The organism is Stutzerimonas nosocomialis (assembly GCF_005876855.1).
GTDB lineage: Bacteria > Pseudomonadota > Gammaproteobacteria > Pseudomonadales > Pseudomonadaceae > Stutzerimonas > Stutzerimonas nosocomialis.
The window spans coordinates 16,402-28,393 of sequence record NZ_QLAE01000045.1 but is presented as its reverse complement, the minus strand read 5'-3'; the positions used below and the strand labels follow the sequence as shown (position 1 = coordinate 28,393).

Genomic DNA, 11,992 nt, shown 5'->3' with positions numbered 1-11,992 from the left:
GGCTGCTGCTGGGCTGCCGGCGCGGGCGCCGGAGCAGGAGTCGGTTGCGGAGCAGGCTTTGCCGCAGGCGCCTGCGCCGCCGCTGGGGGGACCGAGGTGTTGGTGTCGGACATGGCTGCGCCGGCTGGATCAGCCGGCGCAGCCATGTCGCTAGAGTCGGCTCCGTCATCGGCGCCGGACGGTGTCGCGTTACCTGATGATCCTGGCGGCGCTGCCGTCGAAGGCGTACCGGCTTCGTACTGCCCGGTATTCTGCGGCGTGTTGGCCGCAGCGCCCTCCGCGGCCAGCTGCGCCTGCAGCTTGGCCAGCTGATCATCCTTGAGCTGCATCAGACGTTGCAGTTTTTCCAGCTGCCCTTGCAGATCACCGAGGCGATCCTGGAGTTCGGCGTTTTCACGACGACTGGAGTCCAGGCTTTCCTGGGTGACGGCCAGCTTGTCATTGAGCGCTTTCACGTCCGTGCCGGTGCCGCGATCGCTACCGGAAGTCGAGGCACCGGACTGCGGCGCGACCAGACGCAGGCTGTCGCCGGTCTCGCTGCGCGAAGGCGCGGCGCCTGCCGTGCTGCGCTGGGTGGCGTCGAGCTGACGACCGGCAGCCACCGCCCGACCCTGGCGCCAGGCAGCGTTCTGCTCGGCGACCTGAGCGATGGCCTCGGCCTGGCTGCGGCTTCCGACCTGCTCGGCATCGGGCAGGCGCAGGACCTGGCCGCTCTTCATACGGTTGATGTTGCCATCGATGAAGGCATCCGGATTGAGGTCCTGGATCGCCAGCATGGCCTGATGGACAGTACCGCCCTTGCGGGTACGCTCGGCGATATCCCAAAGGGTGTCGCGTGCCGAAGTACGGTATTCGTCACCCTGCAGCGCAGCGGATGCCGGTGTGGTCGAGCTGCTGGCCGAAGGCGCGGCGGCACGGGGCGCCGGCGCGGGAGCGGCAGGACGGCTTGCGGTCTGCCGCGGCGCCTGGGCGGCGATGGGCAGTTGCGGCGCAGCGGCAGCAACGGTTTCCGGAGAATAAAGCGGCGGATCCAGCAGCAGCGTGTATTCACGCAGCAGACGCCCGTTGGGCCAGAGGACCTCTACCAGGAAGTTGAGGTAAGGCTCGCGCACCGGCTTGCTCGAGGTAACCTGAATGACGCTCTTGCCGTTGGGACGCAGAACGGGGGTGAACTTGAGGTCAGTAAGGAAATACTGACGATCGACACCGGCCTTGTTGAATTCTTCAACCGAAGCCAGCGAAGGAATCACTTCTCCGGCGGCGAGACTGCTGGAATCGAGCAACTCGATTTCGGCCACCAGCGGTTGATTCAATGCCGACTGCAACCTGACCTCACCGAGCCCTAGCGCATGCGCCATTTCGGAAGTCAGAGCGGTAGCAGCCGCTATTGCCAGCACCAGATTGCGAACCCGAACCATAGTGAAATCCCTTGTTTAATCTTTTTCTTCTCAAACTTCGAGAGAGCTCATAGCCACTGCCTGCGCCCGTCTTGCGGCGGTTCCCCGTCAGCGATCAACTGAGCCATTATTGTCAAGCTAGAATAGTTCTTCAATTTTTCGGTAAGTATCTTTTACAGATAGTGTTTTATCAACAACTCACCGGTCTGCACGGCGTTAAGTGCGGCCCCTTTTCGCACGTTATCAGACACAATCCACAAATTGACTTCGCGTCGGTCATCAAGCCCATGACGCACCCTGCCAACATGCACCACATCCTGACCGATTGCGTCACCTACCACGCTCGGCTGCTCGTCGCCCGACGCCAGCTCCAGCCCCGGGGCCTGCCCCAGCGCCCGCGCAACGGCATCCAGATCGATCTCGTCCGTAGAACGTAGCGACACGCTCAGACTGCTGCCAAAGAACACCGGCGCCAGTATGCAACTAACCGCGATGGGTAATAACGGCATATCGAGCAATTGCTTGAGCTCGTTCGCAAGACGTTTTTCAAGAAGGGTATGGCCATCGGCTTCGGGCGTGTCGTCGGCGCCCAATAGATTGAAGGCGACCTGCTGACCGAACAGCCTGGGTTCGAGCGGCCGCGCATTGAGCAGCTCGGCCGTCTGTCTTGCCAGCTCGTTGACACCTCGACGCCCACGCGAAGACACCGGAACGCAAGCCGTCACCGTGATGCGCTCGAAGCTCAGCAGGTCGAGCAGAGGCGCGAGCACCACCGCCAGCGCGGTAGCCTCCGGCGCCGGCGAACCGACGCAGACCGGCTTGTCCAGCGAAGCGAGGCGCCGGGCATTGAGCTCGGGCACGATACGGGGCAGCGCCGTGGCGCTCTTGCCGGACGTCACGTCGATCACGGCGCAACCGGCCAGGCGTGCAGCCTCGACATAACGATCGAACTGCGCCGCATCGCCGGCGAAGAACACCAGACCGACCTGACCGAAGTCGAATTGGGCAGCATCGCGAATGCGCAGGTTGCGCCCCTTGTAAGCCAGGCTCTGGCCGATCGAGTCACCCTCGTCGATCAGGTGCAGCTCGCCGATGGGGAGGCCGCGTTCTTCGGCGATTTCCACCAACGCCTCGCCGGTGGCGCTGGCCGCACCTGCGACGGCCACGTGAACAAGCTGCGACATGAGCGTCTCCTGATTGTTGAGCGACAGGCACTGTAGCGATTTGGCCACCGGCTGCAAGCGGATACGGCATCGCCGGATCGATAAAAAAAACGCCACGACGAGGCGTGGCGTTTCGGTGCGACCGCAACCGGGCGCGATCAGCGCTCCAGAAGGATCCGCAGCATGCGGCGCAGCGGCTCGGCAGCACCCCAGAGCAGCTGGTCGCCCACGGTGAATGCGCCCAGGTAATGCGAGCCCATGTTGAGCTTGCGCAGACGCCCGACCGGTACGTCGAGGGTGCCGGTGACGGCCGTCGGCGTGAGGTCGCGAATGCTGTCTTCGCGATGGTTGGGCACCAGGCGAACCCAGGGGTTGTGCTGGCTGATCATTCCTTCGATGTCCGAAATCGGCACATCCTTGTTCAGCTTGATGGTCAGCGCCTGGCTGTGGCAGCGCATGGCGCCGATGCGCACGCAGATACCATCGACCGGAATCGGGTTCTTGAAGCGCCCGAGGATCTTGTTGGTTTCCGCCTGGGCCTTCCACTCCTCGCGGCTCTGCCCGTTGGGCAGCTCCTTGTCGATATAGGGAATCAGGCTACCCGCCAGCGGAACGCCGAAGTTGTCGACCGGGAAACCTTCGCCGCGCTGGGTCTGGGCGACCTGGCGGTCGATTTCCAGGATCGCGCTGGCCGGGTCCGCGAGGTCGTCGGCCACGGCCGCGTTGATCGCACCCATCTGACGGATCAGCTCGCGCATGTTCTGCGCGCCGGCGCCGGAGGCGGCCTGGTAGGTCATCGCGCTCATCCACTCGACCAGCCCCGCTTCGAACAGGCCGCCCAGGCCCATCAGCGCAAGGCTGACGGTGCAGTTGCCGCCGATGTAGTTGCGGGTGCCCGCGTCGAGCTGCTGGTCGATCACCCGGCGGTTGACCGGATCGAGAACGATCACCGCATCGTCCTGCATCCGCAGCGACGAGGCCGCGTCGATCCAGTAGCCCTGCCAGCCGGCTTCACGCAGCTTGGGGAATACCTCGTTGGTGTAGTCGCCGCCCTGGCAGGTCAGGATGACGTCGAGCCCCTTGAGCTCGTCGATGCTGTAGGCGTCCTTCAGGGGCGCGATATCCTTGCCAATCTCCGGGCCCTGCCCGCCCACGTTGGACGTGGTGAAGAATACTGGCTCGATCAGGTCGAAATCCCGCTCTTCGAGCATCCGCTGCATAAGCACGGAGCCGACCATGCCCCGCCAACCGATCAGACCTACACGTTTCATCGCACTACACCTTTATTGAATGTGTCGCCCCGCGATCGGCACCCCCGTGCCAATATCGCTAGCCCGGCTGAAGACAGCCCGTCGGGGCGAACGAAAAAGATTACAACTTCGCGAGCGCCGCGACTACCGCATCGCCCATTTCCCGCGTTCCGACCCTGGTCATGCCCGCCGAATGGATATCACCGGTGCGCAACCCCTGATCGAGCACCTTGCTGACGGCCTGTTCGATGGCGTCGGCAGCGGCCGCCTGGCCGAAGCTGTAACGCAGCATCATCGAGACCGAAAGAATGGTGGCGAGCGGGTTGGCGATGCCCTTGCCGGCGATGTCCGGCGCCGAGCCATGGCAGGGTTCGAACATGCCCTTGTTGTTCGAGTCCAGCGAAGCGGACGGCAGCATGCCGATCGAACCGGTGAGCATGGAAGCTTCGTCCGACAGAATGTCGCCGAACATGTTGTCGGTGACGATCACGTCAAATTGCTTGGGCGCACGCACCAGCTGCATCGCCGCGTTGTCGACGTACATGTGGCTGAGTTCGACGTCCGGATAGTCCTTCGCCACCTCCTCCACCACCGCGCGCCACAGCTGACTGGAGGCGAGCACGTTGGCCTTGTCCACCGAGCAGAGCTTCTTGCCGCGCACGCGCGCCATGTCGAAGCCGACCTTGGCGATACGGCGAATCTCGCTCTCGCTGTAGGGCAGCGTGTCGTAGGCCATGCGCTCGCCGTTTTCGAGCACCTTGCTCTCGCGCGGCTGGCCGAAGTAGATGCCACCGGTCAGCTCACGGACGATGAGAATGTCCAGGCCGGCGACGATTTCGGGCTTCAGGCTGGAGGCGTCGGCGAGCTGCGGATAGAGCAGCGCCGGGCGCAGGTTGCCGAACAGCCCCAGCTGCGAGCGGATCTTCAGCAGGCCGCGCTCCGGGCGGATGGCCGGGTCGATGGTGTCCCACTTCGGACCGCCGACGGCGCCGAGCAGGATGGCATCGGCGGCGCGGGCACGCTCCAGCGTCTCGTCGGCCAGCGGCACGCCGTACTTGTCGATCGCCGCACCGCCCAGCTCGTCGTAGCTCAGCTCGAATTCGAGCTGGTACTTGTCGTTGGCCAGCTCCAGCACCTTGACCGCCTCGGCCATGATTTCCGGGCCGATGCCGTCGCCGGGAAGAATCAGAATCTGTTTGGACATAACGTTTCCTTCGCAAAAGCGTGAAGCTGAAAGCCAGAAGCGGAAAGCCAAGCGCTGTAATTCCCAGCTTTCGGCTTCCGGCTTCCGCTCGTGTCATTTGATCGCGCCGAACAACCAGGGCTGGCTTTGCTGGTGGCGACTTTCGAAGGCCTTGATCGCCTCCGCGTCCTGCAGGGTCAGGCCGATGTCGTCCAGGCCGTTGAGCAGGCAGTGCTTGCGGAAGGCATCGACCTCGAAGCCGTACTGTACGCCGTCCGGGCGGGTGACCGTCTGCGCCGCCAGGTCGACGGTAAGCTGGTAGCCCTCGGTGGCCTCGGCCTGCTCGAAGAGCGCGTCGACCTCATCCTCTTTCAAGACGATCGGCAGCAGGCCGTTCTTGAAGCTGTTGTTGTAGAAGATGTCGGCGAAGCTCGGCGCGATGATGGTGCGAAAGCCGTATTCGTCCAGGGCCCAGGGCGCGTGTTCGCGGGACGAGCCGCAGCCGAAGTTTTCTCGCGCCAGCAGCACGCTGGCGCCCTGATAACGCGGGAAGTTGAGGACGAAGTCCCGATTGACCGGGCGATTCGAGCAGTCCTGGTTGGGCTGCCCGACGTCCAGGTAACGCCACTCATCGAACAGGTTCTGACCGAAACCGGTGCGCTTGATCGACTTCAGGAACTGCTTGGGGATGATCTGATCGGTATCGACGTTGGCGCGATCGAGCGGCGCGACGAGACCGGTGTGCTGGGTGAATGCCTTCATGTCGGTCTCCTTCAGGCCTGGATCAATTCACGAACGTCGACGAAGCGGCCGGTGACCGCGGCGGCCGCGGCCATCGCCGGGCTGACCAGATGGGTGCGCCCGCCAGCGCCCTGGCGGCCTTCGAAGTTGCGGTTGGAGGTCGATGCGCAATGCTCGCCGCTGCCGAGCTTGTCCGGGTTCATCGCCAGGCACATGGAGCAGCCCGGCTCGCGCCACTCGAAGCCGGCCTCGATGAATATCTTGTCCAGCCCCTCGGCCTCGGCCTGCTGTTTCACCAGCCCGGAACCCGGTACGACCATGGCCTGCTTGACGCTCGAGGCCACCTTGCGCCCTTTCGCCACTTGCGCGGCGGCACGCAGGTCTTCGATGCGCGAGTTGGTGCAGGAACCGATGAAGACGCGGTCCAGCCTGATCTCGGTGATCGGCTGGTTGGCCGCCAGGCCCATGTACTTGAGCGCCCGGACGATGGAATCGCGCTTGACCGGATCGGCCTCGACGGCCGGGTCCGGCACGTTCTGGTCCACGGCCAGCACCATTTCCGGCGAGGTGCCCCAGCTGACCTGCGGCTTGATGTCTTCGGCCCTCATCTCGATGACGGTATCGAACACGGCATCGCCGTCGGAGACCAGATCCTTCCAGAGTTCGACCGCCTTGTCCCAGTCAGCGCCCTTCGGCGCGAACGGGCGGCCTTCGACATAGGCGATGGTCTTGTCGTCCACCGCCACCATGCCGACCCGTGCACCGGCCTCGATGGACATGTTGCAGAGGGTCATGCGGCCTTCCATGGACAGGTCGCGGATCGCGCTGCCGGCGAACTCCAGCGCATGGCCGTTGCCGCCGGCGGTGCCGATCTTGCCGATGACGGCGAGCACGATGTCCTTGGCGGTGACGCCGAACGGCAACTCGCCTTCGACGCGCACCTGCATGTTCTTCATCTTCTTGGCGACCAGGCACTGGGTGGCCAGCACATGCTCGACCTCGGAGGTGCCGATGCCGTGGGCCAGCGCGCCGAACGCGCCATGGGTCGAGGTATGCGAGTCGCCGCAGACCACGGTCATGCCCGGCAGGGTGGCGCCCTGCTCCGGGCCGATCACATGGACGATGCCCTGGCGCACGTCGTTCATCTTGAACTCGAGGATGCCGAAATCGTCGCAGTTCTCATCCAGCGTCTGCACCTGGATGCGCGAGACCTCGTCGGCGATGGATTCGAGGCCGCCCTGGCGCTCCGCCCGCGTGGTGGGGACGTTGTGGTCCGGCGTGGCGATGTTGGCGTCGATGCGCCACGGGCGGCGGTGGGCCAGGCGAAGGCCTTCGAAGGCCTGCGGCGACGTCACCTCATGCAGGATGTGGCGATCGATGTAGATCAGCGACGACCCATCGTCGCGGCGCTTGACCTCGTGCATTTCCCAGAGCTTGTCGTAGAGCGTTTTGCCGGCCATCGGACGTTCCTCATCAGTTTCTATGCGGGGCAATAGCCCTAGCGCTTATGGGGCTGATCCTAGGGCTTGCGCGTTCATTACTCAAATTCATATTTTTCATCCAATGCATTCCCCTGAGGAATCCAAATACAATGAGGCCGTTACCTCATTCGAGCGCACAGCATGGACCTGGCCAACCTCAACGCTTTTGTCGCCATTGCCGAAACCGGCAGTTTTTCCGAGGCCGCCGAGCGGCTGCACCTGACCCAACCGGCCGTGAGCAAGCGCATCGCCGCCCTGGAGCAGCAGCTGGGCGTGCGCCTGTTCGACCGCCTGGGCCGCCAGGTCGGCCTGACCGAAGCGGGCCGGGCGCTGCTGCCGCGGGCCTACCAGATTCTCGGCGTGCTGGACGATACCCGCCGGGCGCTGCGCAACCTCAATGGCGACGTCGGCGGCCGGCTGAGCCTGGCGACCAGCCACCATATAGGCCTGCACCGGTTGCCGCCGTTACTGCGCGCCTTCACCCGGGCCTACCCCGGCGTGACCCTCGACATCCGTTTTCTGGATTCCGAAGTGGCCTATGAGGAAGTCCTGCATGGCCGCGCCGAACTGGCGGTGATCACCCTGGCCCCGCAGACCGCGGCGCCCATCCGGGCGGTGGAGATATGGAACGATCCGCTCGACCTGGTCGCCGCTCCGGAACATCCACTGGCCTGCAACGGCCCGATCACCCTGTCCGATGTCGCCCGCCACCCGGCGGTATTTCCCGGTGGCAACACCTTCACCCACCATATCGTGCAGCGCCTGTTCGAAGCCCAGGGGCTGACGCCGACCATCAGCATGAGCACCAATTACCTGGAAACCATCAAGATGATGGTATCCATCGGACTGGCCTGGAGCGTGCTGCCGCGCACCATGCGTGACGACCAGGTGGTGGCGCTGCCGCTCCCGGGCGTGAGCCTCAGCCGCACGCTGGGCTACATCTTCCATACCGAGCGGACCCTGTCCAACGCCGCCCGCGCATTCATGGCGCTGGTTGACGCTGATCGGGCCAAGTTGCACAGCGGGGCCGAGTCCCGCTAACGTGCGCGCCACGACCACCTCAAAACCGCCTATGTTTCGGGCAGCGCTCTCGCAGCGCACGACATAAGGCCAAGCATGTCAGACAGCCACTCCCCTTCACTTCCGCATATCAGTGCTTACGATCCGGGCGATGAGCCCGCCGTGCAGAACAGCCGCGTGCTCGCTGCGTTACGCAGTGCCCGGCTGGGCGCCCGGTGCTGGGACCTGGAAACCGGGCGAGTCAGCTGGTCCGACGGCGCACCGATGCTGTTCGGCTTCACCGCCGAGCAGAAGGTCCAGGCAGGCTTCGACTACCTGGACCTGGTGGCCGAGGAAGATCGCCCGGCAGTGGCCTCCACGTTCAAGCAAATCGCCAGCGGCGCCGTCGGGCATTGCCATCTCCGGCACCGGGTCCGCTGGCCGGACGGCACCCTGCACTGGCTGGAAATCAGCGGCCAGTTGCACAACGGCGAACGGGGCGAGCCGGTGCTGATCGGCGTGCTGCGCGACGTGACCGAATGGCAGGAAAAGGAACTGCAGCTGCTGAGTTCTGAAAAACGCTTCGCCAGCCTGTTTCAGCTGAGCCCCGAACTGGTGATGCTGGTGCGTTATGACGACGCTCGCATCGTCGCCATCAACCAGCACTTCACCCGCCTGCTCGGCTGGTGCGAGAACGAAGTCGCCGGCCGCACCACCCTGGAGATCGGCCTGTGGGCCGACCTGATCCAGCGCGACGCACTGCGCAAGCGGGCGAGCGAGACGCGCAGCTGCGCGACGCACCGCGTGCAGCTCAAGGGCAAGCATGGCGAACGGGTCGACGGCATCCTCAATTACCAGTGCCTGGAGCTGGAAGGCGACTGCTTCGTGCTGTGCACCTTCATCGACATGCGCGAGCAGTGGCAGGCCGAAACCGCGCTGCGCAACAGCGAAGACAAGTTCGCCAAGGCGTTCCGTACCACGCCCGACGCCTCGGCGATCAGCGAGCGCGACAGCGGCCGGCTGCTGGAGATCAATCCCAGCTTCGAACGGCAGTTCGGCTGGAGCAAGGACGAGGCCCTCGGCCGCACCTTCATCGAGCTCGGCCTCTACGACGCGCGGACCCGCGAACGGTTGCTCGAGGCGCTGTCGCGCAGCGCAAACCTCATCAGCAATTACCCGGTCGAGCTGCGCAGCCGCACCGGGGCGGTCAACCACTACCTGCTCTTTGGCGGCGAGATCGAACTAGACGGACAGCCCTGCCTGTTCTTCACCGCACGCGACGTCACCGACCAGCGTTTGCAGGCGCAGGCGCTCCAGGAAAGCCAGGAGCGGCTGAACCTGGCGCTGGAGTCGGCGGAGCTGGGGACCTGGGACTGGCACATACCCAGCGGCATGCTGTACGGCTCGCCACGCTCGGCCAATCTTCAGGGGATGGACGACGGCCCCTACCACGGCTCGTTCCGCGAGTTCTTCGCCCGCGTGCCGGAGGCCGATCGCAAAGGCATGCGCATGGCCTATGCCGACCTGGTCGCCGGCCGAACCACGTTCTACCAGGCGACCTACCGCTCGCAACTGCCAGGCGGCGAGATCCGTCACCTGGAAAGCACCGCGAAACTCTACCGCGACGACAGGGGACGGCCCCTGAGGATGGCCGGCATCGTCATGGACATCACCGAACGGGTGCGCCGCGAGCAGCGCCTGGCCGCCTCGGAAGCCAAGTTCGCGACGCTGTTCCAGAGCAGCCCGGACCCCATCAGCGTGACCCGCGTGCGCGACGGCGCCTTCATAGAGGTCAATCCGAGCTTCAGCGATACCTTCGGCTGGCCCGCCGCAGAGATCATCGGGCGGACGGCGCCGGAGATCAGCTTCTGGAAAGACGAGCAGCAGCGTCGCCAGCTCTACATCAAACTGGTGCGCGAGCAGGCGCTGAACAACGCCGAGGCTGAATACCGCACCCGCGAGGGTCGCCTGATCACCTGCCTGGTCTCCAGCCGCCTGATCCAGGTGGAAGGCGAAACCTGCATCACCACCACCTTCCTCGACGTCACCGAACGCTATCAGGCCGAAGCCGCGCTGCGCGCCAGCGAGGTCAAGTTCGCCAAGGCGTTTCACTCCAGCCCCGACGCGATCACCATCTGCGGGCGGGAGAGTGGCCAGTTCATCGAAGTCAACGAGGGCTTCCATCGCCTGACCGGCTACCGTCCCGAAGAAGCGGCGGGCCGCACCGCCGAACAGCTCAACCTCTGGCTCGATCCGCAGCAGCACGAGCAGATCATCCAGGCGGTCGAGCTGCATGGCCGCTTCCTCCACCGGGAGATGCGCATACGCCATCGCAACGGCGGGATTCGCAGCGTCGAGGTCTCGGTCGAACCCTTCGAGCTCAACGGCCTGGAATGCCTGCTGCTGTCGGCGCGCGACATCACCCAGCTCAAGGATGCCCAGGCGCAGATCCAGCATCTGGCCTACCACGATCCACTGACCAACCTGCCCAACCGTGCGCTGCTGATGGACCGCCTTACCCAGCAGATCGCCCTGCACAAGCGCCATGACCTGCACGGCGCCCTGCTGTTTCTCGACCTGGACCACTTCAAGCACATCAACGACTCGCTCGGCCATCCGGTCGGCGACGCCGTGCTCAAGCTGGTCACCGCGCGCCTGGAAGTCAGCGTACGGCAGGAAGACACGGTCGCCCGGCTGGGTGGCGACGAGTTCGTGGTGCTGCTCACCGGCCTGAGCGGCAAGCTGCCCGACGTGACGCGCCAGGTCATCCGCGTGGCGGAAAAGCTGCGCCACCTCTTGGCCGAACCCATGCTGTTCGACGGGCACCGGCTCCAGGTGACCCCCAGCATCGGCATCGCGCTGGTGCCCGAACATGGCGACACGCCGGCCGACCTGCTCAAGCGTGCCGACATCGCGCTGTATCGCGCCAAGGACGAAGGACGCAACGCCATCCAGCTGTTCCATGGCTCGATGCAGGAAGCGGCCATCGCACGCCTGCGCATGGAGAACGACCTGCGCACCGCCCTGACCCGTGGCGAGTTCGAACTGCATCTGCAACCGCAGGTCGACGCCCGCAGCAACGTGGTGATCGGCGCCGAAGCCCTGCTGCGCTGGACCCATCCGGTGCTCGGACCGCAGTCGCCGGCGCAGTTCATCCCGGTGCTCGAGGAAAGCGGCCTGATCATCGAGGTCGGCAACTGGGTGCTGCGCGAAGCCGCGCGCCAGGCCGCGGAGCTGTTGCAGGGCGGGCTCGTCCAGCGCGAGGCGTTCAGCATGTGCATCAACATCAGCCCGCGACAGTTCCGCCAGAACGGCTTCGTCGAGCGGGTCGACAGCATCCTCGGCAGCAGCGGCCTGCCGCCGCAGATGGTCAAGCTCGAGATCACCGAGAACATCGTCATCCACAGCCTCGACGACACCATCGCCAAGATGCTGGAGCTCAAGGCGCTGGGATTGAGCTTCGCCATGGACGACTTCGGCACCGGCTATTCGTCGCTGACCTACCTCAAATGCCTGCCCATCGACCTGCTGAAGATCGACCAGTCGTTCGTGCGCGACGCCATCGACGACGGCAACGACGCCGACATCATCCGCGCGATCATCGCCATGGCCGCCAGCATGGGCCTGGAAGTGATCGCCGAAGGCGTGGAAGAGCAGGCGCAACTGGACCTGTTGCAGAAGGAAGGTTGCAGCCTGTACCAGGGCTACCTGTTCAGCCGGCCGCTGCCGTTCGCCGACTTCTGCGAGCTGCTCGCGCGACGAAACGACTGAAAACAAG

8 protein-coding genes are annotated in these 11,992 nt (G+C 64.8%); 2 read left to right on the top strand and 6 right to left on the bottom strand.

Features of this window, described 5'->3' with window-relative positions; genetic code table 11:
• The 6 genes from DN824_RS20150 to leuC form a co-directional block, all read right to left on the bottom strand.
• Positions 1 to 1,418: type IV pilus assembly protein FimV (locus DN824_RS20150; RefSeq protein WP_282097011.1), on the bottom strand; the 1,418-nt coding region annotated here is incomplete at its 3' end.
• 152 nt (positions 1,419 to 1,570) lie between these two features.
• Positions 1,571 to 2,581: an aspartate-semialdehyde dehydrogenase gene (locus DN824_RS20145; protein ID WP_138410144.1), complete on the bottom strand. Its 1,011-nt coding sequence runs from the start codon at positions 2,579 to 2,581 to the stop codon at positions 1,571 to 1,573.
• 137 nt (positions 2,582 to 2,718) lie between these two features.
• Complete coding sequence (gene asd / locus DN824_RS20140; RefSeq protein ID WP_138410143.1) at positions 2,719 to 3,831, bottom strand: aspartate-semialdehyde dehydrogenase; 1,113 nt, start codon at positions 3,829 to 3,831, stop codon at positions 2,719 to 2,721.
• Between the two features lie 100 nt (positions 3,832 to 3,931).
• Positions 3,932 to 5,014, bottom strand: a complete 1,083-nt coding sequence (leuB, locus tag DN824_RS20135; protein WP_138410142.1) for a 3-isopropylmalate dehydrogenase — start codon at positions 5,012 to 5,014, stop codon at positions 3,932 to 3,934.
• 93 nt (positions 5,015 to 5,107) lie between these two features.
• On the bottom strand, positions 5,108 to 5,755 hold the full coding sequence (gene leuD, locus DN824_RS20130; protein WP_138410141.1) for a 3-isopropylmalate dehydratase small subunit: 648 nt from the start codon (positions 5,753 to 5,755) through the stop codon (positions 5,108 to 5,110).
• A gap of 11 nt (positions 5,756 to 5,766) precedes the next feature.
• On the bottom strand, positions 5,767 to 7,194 hold the full coding sequence (gene leuC / locus DN824_RS20125; RefSeq protein ID WP_138410140.1) for a 3-isopropylmalate dehydratase large subunit: 1,428 nt from the start codon (positions 7,192 to 7,194) through the stop codon (positions 5,767 to 5,769).
• 162 nt (positions 7,195 to 7,356) lie between these two features.
• On the opposite strand from leuC, the gene DN824_RS20120 reads away from it, so the two are divergent.
• Together DN824_RS20120 and DN824_RS20115 are read left to right on the top strand one after the other, a co-directional pair.
• Positions 7,357 to 8,256, top strand: a complete 900-nt coding sequence (locus tag DN824_RS20120) for a LysR family transcriptional regulator (RefSeq protein WP_138410139.1) — start codon at positions 7,357 to 7,359, stop codon at positions 8,254 to 8,256.
• A 75-nt stretch (positions 8,257 to 8,331) separates the two neighbouring features.
• Positions 8,332 to 11,985 carry a PAS domain S-box protein gene (locus DN824_RS20115; protein WP_138410138.1) on the top strand — a complete coding sequence of 1,218 codons (3,654 nt, stop codon included), beginning with the start codon at positions 8,332 to 8,334 and terminating at the stop codon, positions 11,983 to 11,985.
• The last annotated feature ends 7 nt before the right edge of the window (positions 11,986 to 11,992 follow it).